General features: G+C 66.6%; 20 protein-coding genes. 12 read left to right on the forward strand and 8 right to left on the reverse strand.

What is annotated here, in order from left to right; translation table 11 throughout:
- Positions 1-28: 28 nt before the first annotated feature.
- The 4 genes from IFU40_RS02165 to dnaB all read left to right on the forward strand — a co-directional run bounded on the left by IFU40_RS02165 (position 29) and on the right by dnaB (position 4,461).
- Positions 29-895, forward strand: a complete 867-nt coding sequence (locus IFU40_RS02165; protein ID WP_235560495.1) for an ABC transporter substrate-binding protein — start codon at positions 29-31, stop codon at positions 893-895.
- A 5-nt stretch (positions 896-900) separates the two neighbouring features.
- The gene (locus tag IFU40_RS02170; RefSeq protein ID WP_055832397.1) at positions 901-1,767 is read left to right on the forward strand and encodes an amino acid ABC transporter permease; all 867 of its coding nucleotides are present in this window, start codon (positions 901-903) and stop codon (positions 1,765-1,767) included.
- Positions 1,764-2,507 (forward strand): amino acid ABC transporter ATP-binding protein, encoded by a 744-nt coding sequence (locus IFU40_RS02175; RefSeq protein ID WP_191925210.1) that lies wholly within the window; start codon positions 1,764-1,766, stop codon positions 2,505-2,507. The genes IFU40_RS02170 and IFU40_RS02175 overlap by 4 nt, the downstream gene beginning before the upstream one ends.
- Positions 2,508-3,093: 586 nt before the next feature.
- The gene (gene dnaB / locus IFU40_RS02180) at positions 3,094-4,461 is read left to right on the forward strand and encodes a replicative DNA helicase (protein WP_055832400.1); all 1,368 of its coding nucleotides are present in this window, start codon (positions 3,094-3,096) and stop codon (positions 4,459-4,461) included.
- 82 nt (positions 4,462-4,543) lie between these two features.
- Here the strand turns inward: dnaB and IFU40_RS02185 are convergent, their stop codons facing one another.
- The gene (locus IFU40_RS02185) at positions 4,544-5,128 is read right to left on the reverse strand and encodes a TetR/AcrR family transcriptional regulator (protein ID WP_191925211.1); all 585 of its coding nucleotides are present in this window, start codon (positions 5,126-5,128) and stop codon (positions 4,544-4,546) included.
- A 55-nt stretch (positions 5,129-5,183) separates the two neighbouring features.
- On the opposite strand from IFU40_RS02185, the gene IFU40_RS02190 reads away from it, so the two are divergent.
- Complete coding sequence (locus tag IFU40_RS02190) at positions 5,184-6,026, forward strand: SDR family NAD(P)-dependent oxidoreductase (RefSeq protein ID WP_249404023.1); 843 nt, start codon at positions 5,184-5,186, stop codon at positions 6,024-6,026.
- Positions 6,027-6,081: 55 nt separating this feature from the next.
- On the opposite strand, the gene IFU40_RS02195 is transcribed toward IFU40_RS02190, so the two are convergent.
- Entirely contained in the window at positions 6,082-7,062 is a 981-nt protein-coding gene (locus IFU40_RS02195) for an aldo/keto reductase (RefSeq protein WP_191925212.1), read from the reverse strand.
- A 124-nt stretch (positions 7,063-7,186) separates the two neighbouring features.
- On the opposite strand from IFU40_RS02195, the gene IFU40_RS02200 reads away from it, so the two are divergent.
- Entirely contained in the window at positions 7,187-8,056 is an 870-nt protein-coding gene (locus IFU40_RS02200; protein ID WP_191925213.1) for a helix-turn-helix transcriptional regulator, read from the forward strand.
- 18 nt (positions 8,057-8,074) lie between these two features.
- Here the strand turns inward: IFU40_RS02200 and IFU40_RS02205 are convergent, their stop codons facing one another.
- Entirely contained in the window at positions 8,075-9,034 is a 960-nt protein-coding gene (locus tag IFU40_RS02205) for a helix-turn-helix transcriptional regulator (RefSeq protein WP_191925214.1), read from the reverse strand.
- A gap of 121 nt (positions 9,035-9,155) precedes the next feature.
- Here IFU40_RS02205 and IFU40_RS02210 point away from each other — a divergent pair, with 121 nt between their 5' ends.
- Together IFU40_RS02210 and IFU40_RS02215 are read left to right on the forward strand one after the other, a co-directional pair.
- The gene (locus tag IFU40_RS02210) at positions 9,156-9,491 is read left to right on the forward strand and encodes a carboxymuconolactone decarboxylase family protein (RefSeq protein WP_191925215.1); all 336 of its coding nucleotides are present in this window, start codon (positions 9,156-9,158) and stop codon (positions 9,489-9,491) included.
- 1 nt (position 9,492) lies between these two features.
- On the forward strand, positions 9,493-9,924 hold the full coding sequence (locus IFU40_RS02215; protein WP_249404024.1) for a cupin domain-containing protein: 432 nt from the start codon (positions 9,493-9,495) through the stop codon (positions 9,922-9,924).
- A 103-nt stretch (positions 9,925-10,027) separates the two neighbouring features.
- On the opposite strand, the gene IFU40_RS02220 is transcribed toward IFU40_RS02215, so the two are convergent.
- From IFU40_RS02220 to IFU40_RS02230, 3 genes are all read right to left on the reverse strand, one after another.
- Positions 10,028-11,062, reverse strand: coding sequence for a zinc-binding dehydrogenase (locus IFU40_RS02220; protein WP_191925217.1), 1,035 nt, complete (start codon positions 11,060-11,062; stop codon positions 10,028-10,030).
- Between the two features lie 78 nt (positions 11,063-11,140).
- Positions 11,141-11,713 (reverse strand): cyclophilin-like fold protein, encoded by a 573-nt coding sequence (locus tag IFU40_RS02225; RefSeq protein ID WP_191925218.1) that lies wholly within the window; start codon positions 11,711-11,713, stop codon positions 11,141-11,143.
- Positions 11,713-12,978, reverse strand: coding sequence for a multidrug effflux MFS transporter (locus IFU40_RS02230; protein ID WP_191925219.1), 1,266 nt, complete (start codon positions 12,976-12,978; stop codon positions 11,713-11,715). Before IFU40_RS02230 ends, IFU40_RS02225 begins: the two co-directional genes overlap by 1 nt.
- Before the next feature lie 153 nt (positions 12,979-13,131).
- Here IFU40_RS02230 and IFU40_RS02235 point away from each other — a divergent pair, with 153 nt between their 5' ends.
- The 4 genes from IFU40_RS02235 (at position 13,132) to IFU40_RS16735 (ending at position 17,834) form a co-directional block, all read left to right on the forward strand.
- Positions 13,132-14,004, forward strand: coding sequence for a helix-turn-helix domain-containing protein (locus tag IFU40_RS02235; protein ID WP_191925220.1), 873 nt, complete (start codon positions 13,132-13,134; stop codon positions 14,002-14,004).
- Between the two features lie 127 nt (positions 14,005-14,131).
- Positions 14,132-14,695, forward strand: a complete 564-nt coding sequence (locus IFU40_RS02240; RefSeq protein WP_191925221.1) for a dihydrofolate reductase family protein — start codon at positions 14,132-14,134, stop codon at positions 14,693-14,695.
- A gap of 744 nt (positions 14,696-15,439) precedes the next feature.
- A complete protein-coding gene (locus IFU40_RS02245; protein ID WP_191925222.1) occupies positions 15,440-17,116 on the forward strand; it encodes an Eco57I restriction-modification methylase domain-containing protein in 1,677 nt (558 codons plus the stop codon).
- Positions 17,117-17,150: 34 nt separating this feature from the next.
- On the forward strand, positions 17,151-17,834 hold the full coding sequence (locus tag IFU40_RS16735; RefSeq protein ID WP_249404025.1) for a hypothetical protein: 684 nt from the start codon (positions 17,151-17,153) through the stop codon (positions 17,832-17,834).
- A 39-nt stretch (positions 17,835-17,873) separates the two neighbouring features.
- On the opposite strand, the gene IFU40_RS02255 is transcribed toward IFU40_RS16735, so the two are convergent.
- Together IFU40_RS02255 and IFU40_RS02260 are read right to left on the reverse strand one after the other, a co-directional pair.
- Entirely contained in the window at positions 17,874-19,025 is a 1,152-nt protein-coding gene (locus IFU40_RS02255) for a hypothetical protein (RefSeq protein WP_191925223.1), read from the reverse strand.
- 251 nt (positions 19,026-19,276) lie between these two features.
- Positions 19,277-20,455 carry a DUF262 domain-containing protein gene (locus tag IFU40_RS02260; RefSeq protein ID WP_191925224.1) on the reverse strand — a complete coding sequence of 393 codons (1,179 nt, stop codon included), beginning with the start codon at positions 20,453-20,455 and terminating at the stop codon, positions 19,277-19,279.
- Positions 20,456-20,514 lie beyond the last annotated feature (59 nt).

Genomic DNA, 20,514 nt, shown 5'->3' on the forward strand with positions numbered 1-20,514 from the left:
GACCCCGATACGTCCACGAGGAGACATCGTGACCACTTTCGCACGCCTGCGCCGCGCCGCCGCCCTGACCGCCGTGGCCACCGCCACGGTCGTCTCGCTCACCGCCTGCGCCTTCGCCCCCACGGGCTCCGACGCCGGCGCCGCCCCCGCTTCCGAGGGGGCGCTGCAGACCGTGACGGCAGGCAAGCTCACCATCGCCACGGGCGAGCCGGCGTTCTCGCCGTGGGTCGAGAACGACGACCCCGCGTCGTGCGAGGGCTTCGAGGCCGCCGTCTCGTGCGCCGTCGCCGAGAAGCTCGGCTTCGCGACGAGCGACGTGGTGTGGGTGCGCTCCAACTTCGACAGCGCCATCGCTCCCGGTCCGAAGGACTGGGACATGAACGTGCAGCAGTTCTCGATCACCGACGAGCGCAAAGAGGCCGTCGACTTCTCATCGCCGTACTACACGACCACGCAGGCCGTCGTGACGACCGGTGCCTCGCCCGTGGCCGGTGCGACGAGCGTCGCCGAGCTGAAGAGCGTTCCCGTGGGCGTCATGAGCGCCACGACGAGCTACCAGGTGGCCGCCGACCAGCTCGGCACCACGAACCTCAGCGTCTTCAACTCGAACGACGACGCCGTCGCCGCCCTGCAGTCGGGCCAGGTCGACGCGATCGTCGTCGACCTGCCGACCGCGTTCTACCTCGCCGGTGCCGTGCTCGACGACGGCAAGGTCGTCGGCCAGCTGCCCGACTCGTCGGCCGGCGGAGACGAGCTCGCCTACGTGCTGCCCAAGGACTCGGCGCTGACCACCCCGGTCACCGAGGCGGTCGACGCCCTGCGCGCCGACGGCACGCTCGACGAGCTGCAGCAGAAGTGGCTCGGTGGCACGGCCGCCGCGCCCGTGCTCAAGTAACCACGGTGGCCACCCCCGCACCCGGCGGCGTGTGGAGCCCGAGCGAGCTCGAACTCGCCCGGCGCTCCACACGGCGTCAGCAGTCGACCAGGTCGGTGCTGATCGCGCTGATCAGCTCGGTCGTGTTCGTGGTCGTCGTCGGCTGGGCGATCCTGTCGAGCCCCGGCTGGGAAGACGTGCGGCGGAGCTTCTTCAACGTCGACGTCGCGCTGGCGAGCTTCCCGTCGGTGCTCGCGGGGCTGTGGGTCAACATCCAGGTGCTGATCGTCGCGGCCATCTCGGTCGCGATCCTCGGCACCACCCTGGCCGTGCTGCGCTCGCTGCGGGGCCCGGTGTTCTTCCCGCTCCGTGCCCTCGCCACGGTGTACACCGATCTTTTCCGCGGCATTCCGCTGCTGATCGTGCTGTACCTGGTCGGCTTCGGTCTGCCCGCCCTCGGCGTCTTCGGTCGCGTGCCGGTGGTGCTGTGGGGCACGGTGGCCATCGTGCTGACGTACTCGGCCTACATCGCCGAGGTGCTCCGCGCCGGTATGGAGGCCGTGCACCCCTCGCAGCGCGTCGCCGCGCGCTCGCTGGGCCTGACACACGGACAGACGCTACGCATCGTCGTCATCCCCCAGGGCGTGCGCAAGGTCGTCCCCGCCCTGATGAACGACTTCGTGTCGATGCAGAAGGACGTGGGTCTCATCTCGGTTCTGGGAGCGGTGGATGCCGTGCGCGCGGCGCAGATCGCCGCGGCACAGTCGTACAACTTCACGCCCTACATCGTGGCGGCGCTGCTGTTCGTGGCCATGGCCCTGCCGATGATCCGCCTCACCGACTACGTCTCGGCGCGACTGGCCCGCCGCGAGCAGATGGGTGGCGTCGTATGAGCGTCCTCGACGTCAAGAACGTGCGCAAGGCCTTCGGTGAGCACGTCGTGCTCGACGGCATCGACCTGTCGATCGACCAGCACGAGGTCGTCGTGCTCATCGGCGCCTCGGGGTCGGGCAAGTCGACCCTGCTGCGCACCATCAACCTCATCGAGCGCGTCGACGACGGCCAGATCCTGCTGAACGGCGACGATCTGACCGATCCGACCGTCGATCAGGATGCCGCTCGGGCCCGCATCGGCGTGGTCTTCCAGCACTTCAACCTCTTCCCGCACCTGCGGGTCATCGACAACGTCACCCTTGCGGCGCGCAAGGTGCACCGCGCGAGCAAGAGCGAGGCGTACGCGCGCGGGAACGAGCTTCTCGAGCAGTTGGGGTTGGGCGCGAAGGCCCGCGAGTTCCCCGACCGCCTCTCGGGCGGTCAGCAGCAGCGCGTGGCCATCGTGCGCGCGGTCATGACCGACCCCGAGCTGCTTCTGCTCGACGAGATCACCTCGGCGCTCGACCCGCAGCTCGTCGGTGAGGTGCTCGACCTGGTGCGCGTGCTGCGCGATCGCGGGTCGACCATGCTCATGGCGACGCACGAGATGTCGTTCGCCCGCGAGGTGGCCGACCGCATCGTGTTCATGAAGGGCGGACGGATCGTCGAGCAGGGCACTCCGGCTCAGATCCTCGACACTCCGCAGCACCCCGACACCATCGCGTTCCTTGAGCGCGAACGTCGCGGCGGGGCGCTCTGACGACGATCGTCTCGACCCCGTGCTCGTGGTCGTCGGGGCGGTCGGCGTGCCCGCAGCGGGGCTCCTGTGACGGTTGAGGCGCGGGTTAACACCGGTTGACCTCGGGGTGTCCGAACGACACGCCGAGGGTGGGGAAAAACTTGACACGGACCCCGCCCGTCAGTACGAGTCGGTGAAGTTATCCCCCGAGTTGTACACATGTGCGTCCCTAGCGGACAACCTTCAACGCAAACTTCACATCGAATTTCCTCAGGAAACCTGTGGAGAAGTAAATCCCTGATCAGGCAGCACTTAAGGGCCTGAAATCCGATCCATCCACCGGGTTATCCACAGTAGTTGTGCACAGACGTGACGGCGTTTCCCGCATCTTCTCCACAGAGTTATCCACAGGCACATTTGCGTGGGAGAAGAGGTGCTCTTAACGTGGGGGCAGCCCATCGGGCATCCCCTCACCACCCGCTCGTGTCGATGTCGGACGTCCGTGATCTGATGCTTCCGAGGTCGCCGCGACGTCCCGTCCCCGCAGCCGCACACGCGCGCGGGGGAGCGCCGAGACGGAGGGCGCCCGAGATCAGAAGGAGAGCCCGTGTCGATCGCTGACATCGCCGAAGAGCGTCTCGGAAAAGCCCCGCGTCCCGAGCGCACTCCGCCGCACGACACCCTCGCCGAGCAGAGCGCACTGGGCGGCATGCTGCTGTCGAAAGACGCCGTGGCCGACGTCATCGAGAGCCTGCGCGGCCCCGACTTCTACGTGCCGAAGCACGAGCTGATCTTCGAGGCCATCCTCACCCTGTACTCGCACGGCGAGCCCACCGACGTCGTGGCCGTCACCGACGAGTTGATCAAGACCGGCGAGCTGCAGCGAGCCGGGGGAGCGGACTACCTCCACACCCTCACCTCGATCGTGCCCACCGCGGCGAACGCGGGCTACTACGCCTCGATCGTCGCCGAGCGCGCGCTGCTGCGCCGCCTGGTCGAGGCCGGCACGCGCATCGTGCAGATGGGCTACGCGGGCGAGGGCGATCCGGTCGATCTCGTCAACAGCGCCCAGGCCGAGATCTACAACGTCTCGGGCGACGACAGCGCCGACGACTACATTCCCCTGACGATGGCGGTGGATGCCGCGGTCGAAGAGATCGAGGCCGCCCGCGGTCGCGACGGGTCGATGACCGGCATCCCCACGGGCTTCGCCGGTCTCGACCAACTGACCAACGGTCTGCACCCGGGCCAGATGATCGTGCTCGCCGCGCGCCCCGCCATGGGTAAGTCGACGCTCGCGCTCGACTTCGCCCGCGCGGCCGCGATCAAGTCGAACGCGCCGTGCATCTTCTTCTCGCTCGAGATGGGTCGCTCCGAGATCGCCATGCGCCTTCTCAGCGCCGAGGGTTCGATCCCGCTGCAGAGCATGCGCAAGGGAACGCTCGACTCGCGCGACTGGACCACCGTCGCCTCCACGCGTGGTCGCATCAACGACGCGCCCCTCTACATCGACGACAGCCCCAACATGACGCTCGTCGAGATCCGCGCGAAGTGCCGTCGCCTCAAGCAGCGTGAGGGCTTGAAGATGGTGGTCATCGACTACCTGCAGCTGCTCACGAGCGGTAAGCGCGTGGAGTCGCGTCAGCAGGAGGTCAGCGAGTTCTCGCGTGCCCTGAAGCTGATGGCGAAGGAGCTGCAGGTTCCCGTCATCGCCCTGTCGCAGCTGAACCGTGGCGCTGAGCAGCGTGCCGACAAGAAGCCGGCTCTGAGCGACCTGCGTGAGTCGGGCTCGATCGAGCAGGATGCCGACATGGTGGTGCTGCTGCACCGTGAGGCCGCGTACGAGAAGGACTCGCCGCGCGCGGGCGAGGCGGATCTCATCGTGGCGAAGCACCGTAACGGGCCGACGGACACGATCACGGTGGCGTTCCAGGGGCATTATTCGCGGTTCGCGGATATGGCGCCGGGGATGTAGTTCTCTTTTTGTGGATCCCCGCGGAAGACGTCAGATTGCCGCCGTGAATGCCTCGAGGCGACAAGCTCCTGGCGGACGCGGTTCACGACCTTCGGCTGGTCGAGCTCATCTGGTCAGTCGACCTCCACGCCACGCCACGCAACGTGCGGTCGACGTGATCTTCCATCCAACCGTGGTCGAAGGTGCCCCTGCGGAGCAGCCAGCGATGGAGGACTGGACCGAGCAAGAGTTCCGCCGCCGCATCGGGCTCGGTGACTCCGCCACGTTCGAGGCGTTGGGCGACGGCGGACATCTGGGGCTCGAGCAATAGGTCGCGGTACTGGCGGGCAAGGTCAGAGTCCGTCTGGATGGCGGCGGTGACTGCGCGCAACAACGGCTCAGTCGCGGGCGAGGTCAGCTCATGGATTGTCTGCTGCACCAGCAGGAGAAGATCGGACCTCAAGTCGCCGCTATCGGGCACGGCGACAACGCCCTCGGAAGTCTCGCTCCGGGCGAGCAACGCGTCGAACAGGATCGTCGACGTCGACGGCCAGGTTCGGTAAAGAGTTTGTTTGCCCACGCCCGCGCGGGCGGCGATGCCCTCCATCGTGACCTTTGCGATTCCGGCATCACCTACGAGAGCAAGAGCCGCCTCATGCACCCGTGCGCGCGTTCGTGTGCTGGCCATGGTCTGATCATATCCAAAAAGGGACGCTGCGTCTCGTTTTGGATAGAGTGACCGGATGAGCACTCGACAGGTCTGGATGATCACCGGAGCCGGCCGCGGGCTCGGCCGCGCCCTTACTCTCGCTGCGCTGGCGGAGGGGCACACGGTCGTGGCTACCGTGCGCGGCGAACACACCCTCCCCGCTCATGAGCAGTTGCACGTCAGACACCTGGATGTGCGCGATCGGGCGATGGCGACGGCTGTCGTCGAGACAGCGGCGTCGGAGCTCGGGCGCCTGGACGTCCTGGTGAACAACGCCGGCTACGGCCTCATCGGAGCGATCGAAGAAGTGGACGAGAACGAGGCGCGAGATCTCCTCGATACCGACCTTCTCGGGCCGCTCTGGCTGTCGCAGGCTGCGCTTCCGGTCATGCGCCGCCAGGGAGGAGGGCACATCGTCCAGATATCGACGGTCGGAGCCGCCGGCACTATGCCCACGCTGGGTCTCTACAACGCGGCGAAGTGGGGTCTCGAAGGGTGGAGCGAGGCGATGGCGGCCGAAGTCGCCGAGTTCGGTGTCCGCACGACCATCGTCGAGCCCGGAGCTATCGACACCGAATGGGGCGCCGGCAGCATGCATTTTGCTACGCCCGCTCCTGCCTACGACAACCTGCGGGTCCGTCTCTTCGGCACAGCCGAAGTGCCGTGGCCGCCCAGCGGCACGGGCGGTGGAACGTCGTCCACCGCGATCGCGGCCGCCGTCCTATCGCACGTCGCGGACCATAGCGATCGTCGTCTGCGCCTTCTCGTTGGAGAGGACGCTCCCGGGCACGTGCGTGCCGCGCTGGATAAGCGGATCGAGGACTACGACCTCGACCCGCGCTGGCCGTCGGCTGCGACCGACGAGGCAGGTACTTGACCGGTTGCGATCGGGGTCGTTCGTCGTGCCGCCGGGCGGCGCGTTTCAGAAGGGCTCACGTGTCGATGGAGACCATGTTCGCCTCGTCGTGGCGGTCGCCCGCGGCCGGCTCCAAGCTCGTCAGACGGGTGATCTGGTCCTCGGTCAGCTCGACCTGATCCGCCGCGGTGTTCTCTTCCATCCGCTCCACGCGGCGGGTGCCGGGGATCGGGGCGATGTCGTCGCCACGGGTGAGGATCCAGGCGAGGGCGGTCTGCGCGGGGGTGGCTCCGATCTCCGCGCCGATCGCGCGGACCTCGTCGACCAGACGGAGGTTGCGTGCGAAGTTCTCGCCGACGAAGCGGGGGTTGGTCTTGCGCCAGTCATCGTCGGGGATGTCCGCTGCGGAGCGGATCTGCCCGGTGAGCAGGCCGTGCCCGAGCGGCGAATACGGCACGAAGCCGATGCCGAGCTCACGCAGGACCGGCAGAATCTCCGCTTCCACGTCGCGGGTCCACAGCGAGTACTCCGTCTGCAGAGCGGTCACCGGCTGCACGGCGTGTGCGCGGCGGATGGTCTGCGCCGACGCTTCAGAAAGACCGAAGTGCAAGACCTTTCCCTCCGCGATCACATCGGCGACAGCCCCGGCGGTTTCCTCGATGGGCGTGTTCGGGTCGACGCGGTGCTGGTAGTACAGGTCGATGTGGTCGGTGCCGAGGCGCCGCAGTGACCCCTCCACCGCTGCCTTGATGTTCGCGGGGCTGCTGTCGATCGTGCCGGGGCCACCGCCCGAGTGGGAGACGAGACCGAACTTGGTCGCGATCTTCGCCTGGTCACGGCGTCCCTTGATCGCCTGACCGACGATCTCCTCGCTGAGGTACGGCCCATAGATCTCTGCGGTGTCGATGTGGGTGACCCCGAGCTCGAGTGCGCGGTGGATCGTGCGGATCGACTCGTCGTTGTCGAGCCCTCCGCCGGTCGTATAGGTGCCGGCCATGGTCATCGCGCCGAGGCCGATGCGGGAGACGTCGAGATCTCCGAGGTGTGCGTTCTTCATGGTGTTCCCCTGTCGTGGTGATCGGTTCGAGTCAACGCTCCTTTTCCCGAGTTAGCGTGGCCCTGGCTACGGGTGCACTGACAGGGACCCTCTCCCCGCTCGGAATCGGCGTACTTTCGGTGAGATGGACACCGCCGCCGCGATCACCGAGTTCCTCACCACGAGGCGCGCGAAACTGACCCCTGCACACGTCGGCCTTCCGGATTTCGGTGGGCGTCGGCGGGTGCCCGGGCTGCGCCGGGAAGAAGTCGCACTCATGGCGGGGATGAGCGCGGAGTACTACAAGCGCCTCGAGCGGGGGAACGCGACGGGCGTGTCCGAAGCGGTGATCGATGGGGTCAGCCGAGCGCTGCGGCTCGACGAGGCGGAGCATGCGCACCTCAACGACTTGATCCGTTCGGCCAACGCCGGCGCTCGACCGCCGCAGCGGCGCAACGTGTCTCGCAAGTCGCAGGTCACCGAGGGTTTGCAGCAGACCATCGATGCGATGTCGACGGTGCCCGTCTACGTTCAGAACGGGCGCCTCGACGCTGTCGCCACCAACCGACTCGGTCGTGCGCTGTTCTCGGAGATGCTCGACGGCGCCCAGCAACCCGCGAATGCTGCCCGTTTCCTGTTCCTCGAGTCGCGCGCGCAAACGTTCTACCGGGAGTGGGAGGCGCAGACCCGCCAGATCGTCGCGGTCCTCCGCGCCGAGGCGGGCCGCTCGCCTTACGACCGGCAGCTCAGTGACCTCGTCGGGGAGCTGTCCACCCGGAGCGACCTGTTCCGGAAACTCTGGGGTGCCCACGACGTGCGCGAGCATCGCACCGGACTCAAATCTGTTCACCACCCCGTGGTCGGCGACCTCGACCTGACATTCCAGGCCATGGATCTGGCATCCGACCGTGGCCTGCAGATGATCGTCTTCTCTGCCGAACCCGGATCGACCACTCACGAGCGGATGCAGCTGTTGGCCAACTGGGCCGAAACGCGCACGCCCCTCCCGCACTGATCTCTAGGGCATTCGAACTCAGTCGTGATGCCGCGAGGGGGTCGTTGGCTTTCCGGTTCTCTTCGCTGAAGCAGGGGACAGCCGCTCGGACGCCGCCGTCGGCGAATGACGTGGTCTGGTCGACGGTGCGGCATCGTTCGTCGCTTGCCAGCTGGCGAGCAGCCGGAACCGCTCCTCGCTCTCCGAACCGGTCTGCGGGACGTAGACGAGGAACGTGAGCCCTGGATGCTGGACGAACTGCATGTCCTCGTAGCTCAGTTCCAGTGCTCCGACGATGGGGTGGGTGAACTGCTTCTTCCCGGCGCCGTGCTGTCGCACGTCGTGGGCACCCCATCTGACGCGGAACTCGTCGCTGCGGGTGGAGAGTTCACCGACGAGATCCTGCAGGTCGCGGTCGTAGGGGTCGCGGCCGGCCTCGGTGCGGAGGATGCCGACCGTGATGTCGGCCGCCTTCTCCCAGTTCGGGTGGAAGTCGTGGGCGCGAGGGTCGAGGAAGGTGTACCGGGCGAGGTTCCCGTCGCCCGGTGACTCGAACACCTCTGTCTGCAGGGCGCGTCCGAGGGCGTTGACGGCGAGGATGTCCATCCGGCCGTTGCGCACCATCGCGGCGCCGCCCGTGATCGCGTCGAGCATCAGCTCCATTCCGGAGCGGATGGATGCCGGGGTGCCCGGCTTGCGACGCGATCTCGGCGGCGTCTGTCCAGCCGCTCGGGCCAGATCGAACAGGTGCTCGCGTTCGGCGTCGTCGAGCTGCAGGGCCTGCGCGATCGCGTGCAGGACGGATTCGGACGCGCCGGAGATCTGCCCGCGTTCGATCTTGGAGTAGTACTCGATGCTCACGCCGGCGAGCGTGGCGACCTCGTTGCGGCGCAGGCCCGGCACCCGCCGGTTGCTGCCGCCGGAGATCCCCACGTCGTCCGGGGTGAGTTTCGCGCGACGAGAGGTGAGGAACTCCCGCACCTCTGCCCTGTTGTCCATGAGTTCGACGTTACGCGCGGGCCACCGCGCCGTGGGATGCCCTGTCGGTACACGTCACGCAAGAGACTCCCTCCTCCGCGCGGGAGGCGGTTCAGTGGTGACGTCTGAGAAGGAGGACACCATGACCGAAGAGCAGAACGGATGGACCGGAGGGCAGCGCGCCTTCGGAGACTTCGCACCGGGCCTCGTCCACTACACCGACAAGGTGCTGTTCGACGAGGTGTGGGAGCGCGGCGACCTCTCCAAACGCGACCGGAGTCTCATCACCGTCGCCGCCCTGACCGCCATGGGCAAGACCGATCAGCTGCGGTTCCACCTCGACTATGCCCGCACGAACGGGGTCACCACCGAGGAGTTGAAGGAAACGATCCTCCACCTCGCGTTCTACACCGGCTGGCCCAACGGCATGGCCGCGATGACCGTGCTGAAAGACATCACCGACCAGAAGGATGACTGAAATGACCTTCGACAGCCTGTTTCCGCGCGGCGACGAGAACGACGCCTTCGCGCAGTACTTCACCGGGCAGAGCTACCTTGCCCCCCTCGCGAGCCTCGGAATGAGCATCGCGAACGTCACCTTCGAGCCGGGATGCCGCAACAACTGGCACCGCCATAACGCCACCGCCGGTGGGGGGCAGATCCTGCTCGCAACCGCCGGCAGCGGTTGGTACCAGGCAGAGGGCGAGGAGCCCGTCAGCCTCACTCCCGGCACGGTCATCGAGATTCCCGCGGGCACGAAGCACTGGCACGGCGCCAAGGTCGACTCGTGGTTCAGTCACGTCGCCATCGCCGTGCCGGGGGAGAACACCTCGAACGAGTGGCTCGAGCCCGTCGCCGACGAGGACTACGACGCGCTCGGCCTGGAGCGGGGCGGGGAATCGGCAGGCTGAGGGCGAGATCGTCTGAAAGCAAGCACCCCGCTCGCGGCGGAGGTGTCCACGCGCGGGGGCGGGGCGGGCGCCCCGACACCCCGCGCGGGCGCCGCTCACCCTCTCAGGGGCGGATGAGCACCTTCAACGCTTCGCGCGTGTCCATGAGCCGGTAGGCCTCGGCGATGTCGTCGAGCGGGAGTTCCCGGTCGAAGACCTTTCCGGGATCGATCGTGCCGTCGATCACCTGGGGGATGGCGGCCTCGAGGTAGGCGCGCACGGTGGCGGGGCCGCCGGTGAGGGTGGCGTTCTTGCCGAAGAGGGAGGCGAAGCCGATGGCGGCATCCTCGTACTGGGGAACGCCCACGCGCGAGATGACGCCGCCGGGGCGGACGATGCCGTACGCCTGCTCGTACGCGGGCATGTGTCCGACCGCTTCCAGGACGACGTGCGCCCCTTCGCCGCCGGTGAGCTCGAGGACTTTCGCGATCCCCTCTTCGCCGCGCTCGGCGACGACGTGGGTGGCGCCGAACTCCCGGCCGAGATCCGTGCGGGCGGTGTGACGGCCCATCAGGATGATCGTCTCGGCGCCGAGCTGACGTGCGGCCAGGACGGCGGAGAGCCCGACGGCTCCGTCGCCGATCACGGCGACGGTCTTGCCCGCCTCCACGCCGCCGCGCACGGCGGCGTGGTAGCCGGTCAGGTACACGTCGGAGAGGGTGAGAAGCGAGGGCATGAGCGCCTCGTCGGTTCCGGCGGGGATGGCGACGGCGGTTCCGTCGGCGTAGGGAATGCGCAGCATCTCGGCCTGCGTGGCCGAGGGAGCGCCGTCGAAGAACCCACCGTGCACGCAGGAGGTGGTGATCCCGTCGCGGCAGAACGCGCAGGTGCCGTCCGACCAGGCGAATGGGACGATGACGGTGTCGCCGACGGCGAGGGTGGTGACGTCGGCGCCGATCTGCTCGATGACGCCGATGGCCTCGTGGCCCATGCGGCGACCCTCCGGGGTGTCGCCGAGGTCGTGGTAGGGGTGCAGGTCCGACCCGCAGACGCAGGCGTAGGTGACGCGGATGATCGCGTCCGTGGACTCTTGGATCGTCGGTTCGGGCACGTCGACGACGCGGACGTCACCGGCGGCGTACATGAGGGTTGCGCGCATGATGTTCTCCTTTGCGGGTGGTGCGGGTGGGATCGGACGAGCCGCCGTCGCGTCAGGCGAACACGGCGCTCGCCGGCGTCAGTCGACGATCTCGACGGTCACGGGACCGCCCTCGAGGAGCGAGAGTTGCTCCTCGGTCGCGACGTACGTGCCGATGTGCAGGGTGGCATCCGAAAAGCCGATGCCGTCGGCGTCGTAGTAGAAGCCGAGGTTCCCCCACGAGGTGAAGTAGATGAGGTCTCCGTCCTCGGGGTCGGAGCCGGGCGAGCCGTCGTGGACGAGCTCGCGGGGGAGGTAGGAGATCTTCTCGCGGCCGGCGAACTCCTCGAACCTCAGCTCCGTCGGGAGGAGGGAGAGGAAGTCGCGCACGCCGGGACTGTCCTCCCCGACTGTGACGTCGACGCTCGTGCGGTCGGACGTGAACCGCACCACCGTGCCCGCGATCTGCCCAGGTTCATCGGTGGGCGTCGGTGCCGGTGCCGACGGTGACTCGACGCCGGCGGCCGTCGGTGTGGCGGAGGCCGCGGGCGGAACCGACGATGCGGCGGTGGGGGAGCAGGCGGTGATCGCCGCGGTCACGAGCGCGCCGACGGTGACGGCGAGCAGCGCACGACGTCGGCGTTCCCGCTCCCTGCCGGTGAACGCGGTCATCAGCTGCGATCCTTCGCGGTCCCGGCGTACTCGTCGTCGGTGAGGGGGCCGGCTGACGCGCGCGGCTGGGGTCGGCGAACGAGCAGGAGGAAGGCGGCGCCGGCAAGCAGCACCGCGACGGTGGTCACCACGCCGAGGGGGAGGATGCTGAGCGCCCCCGCCACCCCGACCAGGGGCGCGGCGATCCCCCCGAACCCGAACCGCACCATGCCGAGCAGCGATGAGGCGGTGCCGGCCATCTGCGGGTAGTCGACGAGCGCGAGGGTGGTCGCCGGTGGCGACGAGATCGCGACCCCACCGGCGAGCAGGAACAGCGACACGATCACCACCCACAGCGGCATCCGGGTGAGTCCCGACGACAGCAACCCGAGCGCGCCGATGCCGGCGACCAGGATGCCGACGGTCAAGGTGCCGGTGATGCTCCACCGTTCTGCGGCCCGGCCGGCGAGGTAGCCGAGGGTCATGAACCCCGCGGAGTTGAGACCGAAGGCGAGCGCATACGCGAGGGGGGACAGCCCGTAGATGTCCTGCAGCACGAACGTGGACCCGGCGAGGTAGGCGAACAGCGCGCCGTACAGGAACCCCTGGTTCAGGATCGCGCCGACGAACACCCGGTCGGAGAGCAGCGTGCGGAAGTCGCGCAGCGTGTGCGTGAGGCCGCCCGTCGCGCGGCTCTCCGCGGGCAGGGTCTCGGGGAACATCCGCAGGGCGATGACGAGGATGCCCGCGCCGATGAGAGCCAGGAAGACGAACAGTCCCCGCCAATCAGCGACCGTGTTCAAGATCCCGCCGAGGAGCGGGCCGATGATCGCGGCGAGTCCGCCGACCACGGTGAGGCGGCCGTAGAAACGCACCAGTGCGCCACCCGTGTAGATGTCGCGACCGGCTGCCTGCGCGATGACGATCCCGACCCCGCCGGCCAGACCCTGCACGAATCGCGCGATGATCAGCAGCTCGACCGTGGGGCTGATCGCGCACAGCGCCGAGGTGACGATGTACGCGACGATGCCGAGGAGCAGGATGCCGCGTCGCCCGAACCGGTCTGACAGGGGACCCGCGACCAGCTGCCCGAGGGCGAGGCCGATCAGACAGGCCGTCACGGTGAGCTGGGCCACCGAGGTGGCCGCACCGAGTTCCGCAGCCAAGGCGGGGAGGGCGGGGAGGTAGAGGTCCATCGAGATCGGACCGAACACCGTCAGCAGCAGGAGCAGAGTGGGCAGGATGCGGCTGAACTCCGTCCGCGAGGGTGAGATCTGTGCGGTCATGTCATCCACGGTGCGCGCTCAGCGCGTAGCCGGGGAGTCTCTGATGAGAGGTGTACCGGCAGGGAACCCCTGTTGCGCGGGGAGCGTGCCCACCCGGAGGGGTCCCCTCCGAGGGCATCCCTCCCGCGGGCGGGGCGACCTACCCTGGGGCACATGGACAATCGATCAGAGGTGCGGGAGTTCCTCATGACCCGTCGCGCCCGGGTGTCGCCGGATGCCGCCGGCATCCCCGCCGGGCCGAATCGCCGGGTCGAGGGGCTGCGCCGCAGCGAGGTCGCCGCGCTCGCCGGGGTCAGCGTCGAGTACTACTCGAAGCTGGAACGAGGGTCGATCGCCGGAGCCTCCGCGGCCGTGCTCGACGCGGTCTCGCGCGCCCTGCAGCTCTCGGATGCCGAGCACTCCCACCTGCTCGACCTTGCGCGCAACGCCGACGGCATCCCGTCGTCGGGCCGCAACCGCCGCCGTGGCAGCAAACCCGCGTCACCCCGGAACAGCTTGGAGTGGGCACTGGCATCCATCACCGATTCGGTCGCGGTGGTGCGGGATCAGCGTCAGAACATCGTCGCGTTCAATACCCTGGGCAAGGCGTTCTACTCGCCCCTGATCGGCGACGCGGGGCGCGTGCCGAACTTTGCGCGCTTCCAATTCCTCGACCCGGCCGCGCACGACTTCTACCCCGACTGGGACCTGTTCGCCGACATGTGCGTCGCCGTCATCCGCGCCGAAGCCGGCCGCGATCCGCATGACAAGGGCATCCAAGACCTCGTCGGCGAACTCTCGACGAGGAGCGAGGTGTTCCGCACGCTCTGGGCGGCGCACAACGTGCGCACCCACGGATCCGGTCAGAAGCGCTTCCACCACCCCGTCGTCGGCGAGGTGACCCTCGTCTACGAGGAGCTCGCGATCACGGCCGAGCCGGGGCAGGTACTGCTGATCTACTCCGCCGAGCCCGGCTCGCCGTCAGCCGAGCGGTTGCGGTTGTTGGCGTCGTGGGCTGCTGAGGCGGCGGCGCAACCGGCGTCTTGACGGATGCCGGGGTGCCATCGTCGTCGCCCCCGGCGGCTGACGGTGTGCGTCGGTTTCCGTGCCCTGTCGGCGCTCCGGCGGCCGCGCTAGCCTGACGCCACCACCGCCCGCGTCGAGGGAGACCGCCGTGACCCAACCGCTTCGCTACGGCATCAACGTCACGCTGGACGGGTGCGTCCACCACGAGGCGGGCTTACCTCCGGATGCCGAGTCGATGGCGTTCTGGACCGACGAGCTGCGCCGCTCCGACTCGCTGCTTTACGGCCGCGTCACGTATGAGCTGATGGAGTCTGCCTGGCGGCGACCGGAATCGGGGGAGTGGTCCGACTGGATGGATGCCAGCGAGGTCGCCTTCTCGGAGGTCATTGACCCGATGCGGAAGCACGTCGTGTCGACGGAATTGGACGCCGTGGATTGGAACGCTTCGCTCGTGCTCGGTGACCTCGGTGCTGCGGTCGAGGAGTTGAAGGCGCAGCCGGGGCGGGGGATCTCAGTGGGTGGGGTGCGGCTGCCGGTGGCGCTCGCGGAGCTCGGGCTGATCGATGAGTTCACGTTCGTCGTGCACCCGGTGGTCGCGGGGCGGGGGCCGCGGTTGCTGGAGGGGGTGCGGGAGCAGGTGGAGTTGGAGTTTGTGGAGCGGCGGGAGTTCGGGTCGGGGGTTGTGGTGCAGCGGTACCGGAGGGCTGTCTAGGTATTGCGGGCAGCACTTTCGCCGCGGCGAGGGCACGCTGTACTCCTGCGGCTGGACGACCGTCACCGCCACTCGCGGTCGTGTCAACGACGCGCCCCTCTACGTCGGCAACAGACCCCATGGCCTGTATCAATCACGGAGGCCCACGACTCTCGCTGGCAGGCTGTTGTGCGCCACCTCAACTTGCAGGCCGCGCTCGCTCGAGATGACACGGGGGCGCCTCTTGGGTAGTTCACTCAGGGCTCTGGCAGATGACGAGAAGTACGCCGTGAAGGTCTCCCCGAATGAGGACGCAGTTCTGCGAGCTCGCGCGGAGGTCCCCGGGGGCGGGGCATGTTGGCCGTCGGCGGACATCTGTCACAGGGAACTGCAGGCGTTCTTTATGTCTGGGCGATGTTCACGTGGGCCTAGGAGATCCTCGCGGAGTGGCCCGAGCGGGGTCTCCCCCGGTTCGACGGCGACACGTCGCTGTTTGCCACCGAGCGAGGCACGCTCGTCTCTGAGTCAGCGCTGAACACTCGGTTCCGCCCCTTATCCCTGCTCCACTAGCCACATGGTGAGCATGTTCGACGCCCAAGTGCGTGCCTGACGGCTAGGTGTGATGTACAGGCGGGCTGCTGCGGCGGGTTCGGCTGCGCGGAGTCGGCCGCCGCTGACCGTCCCGAGTTTGGAGCCGCACCAGACGACGGGGCGCTTTGCGAGTCGCTGGCGCTCGTTGTCGGAGCTTCACGACACAATGGGAACGTGTCTACGAACCTCGCCCCCGTCCCCGACACGACGGAACTTCGAAAGGCCCGCGGAGCGTTCTTCACACCGGACGCCATCGCAGAGTTCGTGACCAATTGGGCTGTTCGCAGCTCATCCGACCTCGTTCTGGAGCCGTCGTGCGGCGAGGCTGCATTCCTGACGCAGGCAGTTGGACGACTTCGTCAGCTCCGGGCGGCGGAAAGTGTCCTCGAAGGGGCGCCACGGGTGGACGGCGTGGAGATTCACTCGGCCAGCGCCGCGGAGGCTGAGCGCCTCGTCCGTAAGGCAGGCGGATACCCAAGCATCCAGACCTCCGACTTCTTCTTGGTCGAGCCGAAGCCGACGTACACGGCGGTCATCGGTAACCCGCCATACATCCGATACCAGGATTTCTCCGGCAACGCGCGTGCCCGCAGCCGCGAGGCCGCGCTGCGCGCTGGCATCAACATGAGCGGACTCGCCTCGTCGTGGGCTGCGTTCACGGTGCATTCAGCGCTGATGCTTCAAAAGGGCGGACGCCTGGGCCTGGTCGTCCCCGCCGAGCTGCTGAGCGTCAACTACGCCGCCGAGGTCCGTCGGTTCCTGTTCGACAAATTCGCGCACGTGGACCTCGTCCTGTTCACCGAGCGAGTGTTCCCCGAGGTGCAGGAGGAGGTCGTCCTACTTCTCGCCGATGGATACGAAGAGGGCGGGACGAAGCACGCCTCCATCTACCAGGCGAAGAACGCCGCTGCGTTGTCAGACGCCTTGGCCGCGACGACGTGGACACCGTCCGACCCCTCGGAGAAGTGGACGCCGTCGCTCCTCCCCTCCGCCGCCCTCGGTGTCTACAGCAGGCTGCTGGACGACGGCGGCTTCACGCCCCTCGAATCATGGGGCGACACGACGCTCGGCATGGTGACCGGCAACAACAAGTACTTCTCGCTGTCGCCGCAGAAGGTGGAGGACCTTGGACTGGCGCCGTCTGACCTCATCAAGCTCAGCCCTCCAGGCAGCAGCCACCTTCGCGGCCTCGCCTTCGGCACCGACGCCTGGAAGGCACTTGGGCTGAAGGGGTCGGCGACGTACCTATTCCGCCCTGGCGATCACCCGAGCAACGCAGCCCTCGAGTACATTGCGGCAGGTGAAGCGACGAGCGTCCACACCGCGTACAAGTGCCGGGTGCGAAAGACCTGGTGGCAGGTGCCGTTGGTGAGGCCTGCCGATCTCTTCCTTACATACATGAACGCCGACACCCCGCGCATCACGACGAACGAAGCCAAGGCGCTACACCTGAACAGCGTGCACGGCATCTATCTTCAGCCGGAGCACCGCAGCCTCGGGCGCAAGCTCCTACCTGTTGCTGCTCTCACTTCGATGACGCTCGTCGGGGCTGAGACCGTGGGGCGTTCCTATGGCGGCGGCATGCTGAAGATTGAGCCCCGTGAGGCCGACCGGCTGCCCGTCCCTTCCCCTGCTGTCGTGGAAGCGGCGACGGGCGCTCTCGTAGCGATCCGTCCGCAGCTCGCGACGCGCCTGCGATACGGTCGACTCGTTGAGGCGTCGAAGCTCGTCGATGAGGTGCTGCTCATAGGCGAATTGGGTATGAAGCGAAGTGATGTGAAAGCGCTCAGCGACGCGCACGCCGAGCTATCGGCTCGACGCACCGCCCGGAGCCAGCGTGTCAAGGTTTAAGGACCGCCTGCTCGCCGCCATCACCGCTGCGGGAATGAAGCCCGCCGACACTGACACCCAGGCGAACAAGAAGAACTGGAACCAGCGCCTCTCCGATGGTCTGGCTCTCGCCATTGCCGCGGAGCTCCGCGACCGCGGGATGACCGGCACCCTGCCCGCTGGCCCCGGCCAGCTCGGGCTTTCTGGCACGGAACGGCGCCTCGCGGGTGGCATCGGCGCGAAGAAGGTCGATGTGTCATGGGCGACCGAGGAGTCCGGACTCATCTTCGCCGTCAGCGTGAAAACCATTATGTTCCGCGACAACGCCACCCGTAATTACCAAAAGAACCTCACGAACCGTCGCGGGGATCTGCTCGTGGAGTCGGTTACGCTGCACCGCCGCTTCCCCTATGCGGTGCTCACCGCGTTCCTGTTCCTGGACTCCGGTGCCGAGCACGACGGCACCGACCGCCGGAAGAGCACCTTCGAGAACGCGTTTCCTCGACTGAGGCTGTTCACGCGGCGTCCAGATCCAAGCGGTCGCGAGGAGCAGTTCGAGCGGTTTTACCTGTTCCTGCTTGACGCGAACAGCGTTCGGCCGTCGCTTCGCGCTTTCGAGGTGCACGACTCCCAGCGGGAGGTGGATCTCGACGAAGCACTTGACGACGTCATAGAACTGATCGGCGAGAGGAACTTCGACCTCTACGACGGCAGTGACGGTGCCATAACTAAGATGTAGTGCGTCGGCTCCTGTTGGCTCTGTCCGGCGCCCCGGTGATCACCGTCGACGCAGCGGCATGAGTACCGTTGCGAGCTCGTTCCGGAACGAGGCGGACGCAACTGGGTGAAGTTCGACCCATAGCTCCGCAAACGCCGCGAGCGTCTTAGTGCGATCCATGCCCGACGCGATCCCGTTCACCCAGTCGTGCGCGTCCTTCCCCTCGAGAGCGCTGATTACTCGATTCAGCTCAGTTAGTGGGCGCCCCAGACGTGCGGCCAGCACTTCCCGGTCGGAAAGCAGTGACTTGTACAGCTTGTCGGGGTCCGAGCTCGTGGGTAGGTAGACGGCCTGCCATTCTGAAACTGGCGGCACCCTGGATCCTGTTGGTGCGACTGCGCCGACGACCGATTCGGCAGCATCAGCTTCTTTGATCGGCACTGCGGGTGCCGGACGCTGGTCCCCATCGAACACCATGACGAACCCTATGTCCTGGTGACGGGCCTTCCGGAGCGGATCTTGTAGGGCGCGCATGTACCCGAAACCGTTGCCCCACACGAGACTGAGCGATCCCCCCACGCGGCGATCCATACCCTCAATCAGTGCACGCGCCAGATGGTACGCCGATTCGTCCTCAACGAAGACAACGTGTCGTACCTCGGGCCGCGCGAGCAAGAGCTCACTTATGTGGACGTCATCCTTGCTTGAGGTTGCCTGGACCGCACCCCCCGGGTCAATCTCCAGGAACAAAAATGAATCGTGACCGACGGCTGCCGCGATGATGTCAGCCGAGTGTGTGGACACGACCATGCGCCATTTTGTCCGCTTCTCGAGAATGACGCTCAGCATCCTCGCCAGCAGCGCCGAGGCCGCGATGGGCGGAAGGTATGCGTCGGGCTCATCGACAAGAATCACGAGTTCTTCGGTCAGCTCGTACTGCTGCAAGATCCAAAACAACAGGTGAACCGAAAGCTCACCGAGCCCCATGGTCGTCGAGTCGTAGTCAACGCCGCGGTAGGAGGCTTCGAAGTAGGGAACTGTTGGTTGGTCAGCACCCCACGAGAACCGGTCCGCGACTAGGTCGTCACCCGGTACGATGTCGAGCCCATACCATTCGAACCGGTCGTAGTCGCGGTTGACGATACTTTGCACCGCTTCGACCTGGGCGTCCGTGAGCGGCATCGCTTGGACCTCGTCCTTGAGGTCATCCACGTCCTCTCGGGATCGAATGATGCTCAAAGTTTGCTCGCATAGAGCGTGCAGATTGATGTAAACGCTTCGCTCGCCCAGTTCAGACTGGAGAGCTCGAAGGATTCGTGACTTGCCCGTTCCATTCCGACCGCCAAGTACCGTGCAGGGTGCCGCAATGTCGACGACGATACCCTCCACGGTAACCGGCTCGGACTGTAGCGAGTTGAACTTTCGTTGTACCTGGCGCCAGACCCGAGCTTCCTCTGCAGTTCTCACGAGGTCGACCTAGCTGCTCCGAGCTCGCCCCATCTCGTCGCTTCGAGGAATTCCCCTATCAGGGTTGGGGTCTGATCGGGTTCGCTGGTCAGACGTCCGAAGAGGTGGTCCGAACTCTTGTATGCAGGATAGTTGAAAATCACCTGCGCGAAGAGGTGGAGAGACAGGTCTCGGATTAGGACCGACGACACGTCGGTGACTCGATAAGATGCTCGGTCGTCATATTGGCGAAGGACTTCCGCCAGTGCTCGTCGGAGGTGGGCAGTGTCCGTGTCGAACTCACCGCTACGCAGCCGGGTCCGGTCGTTCTCGAAACGGGCGAGAAGGTCGGCTGGCAGGTCTCCGAAGCGCCTGGGCGCCCAGTCGCAGTAGATCAGCCAAGTCTGCAAGGTGCCCTTGTTAAATCGAATTTTCAGCCCCTGGTCGCTCGCCTCCATGATCTGAGCGACGAGGCGTCTTCCAGAATCGCGGACGGCACGAATGGTTGAGCTGCTGAATCCGTCTTTGCGTCTGTAGTAATCCTCAACGACGTTGTTGTTGATGTGGGTCGAGAGGGTACCCATCTCAATGGCAACGCATGTCCTCGCGACGATGTCATCGAACGCGAGCCGTCCGTTCCCGAAACCAATCATGGGGCGGTCAAGGAGGCCGTCCTCCGTCAACTCCTGCACTAGGGTCTTCACCTGATCGCGAGCTTCTCCTCGCAGGGCGTTTCGCTTCTCAGGCGGCGTCAAGTTGTACGCCTGGTTCAGGCGAAAGAAGAGCTCATTCGGCTCGTCTGGGTCGTAGGCAGTGAGCGTGATCGTCTGCACGACAAAGCGATTGACCGCTTTGCGTACAGAGTCGGGGAGTTGCGAGTAGCGAAGCCCGTGTAGCGCCTCGATCTTCGGGTCTCTCGGCTCGATGAAGCCGTCAATCTTGACGCGGTCATCAAAGAAGTCACGGATGCCGGCCAGTCTTTGCTGTCCATCCAGGACTTCCTCGTCGCCATCGTCGCTCCGAACGATGTGCACTGCTGGGACGTACCAGCCTCGAAGCACCGTATCGACCAACCGCTGTCGCCGTTTCGAGTCCCACACCTCGCCACGCTGAAAATCCGGCTGCAGATCGAGCTCATCGTTGCGGATCCGGGAGATGAGGGTCTCGAGTTCGGGGTCGGATTTGTCGATCTTCATGGTGCTTCCACACCTTAGTAGACCGACTCCTGCCCCTGACGCGCGCGTCTCGCGCCTCG

The organism is Microbacterium sp. CFBP 13617 (genome assembly GCF_014839445.1).
Lineage (GTDB): Bacteria > Actinomycetota > Actinomycetes > Actinomycetales > Microbacteriaceae > Microbacterium.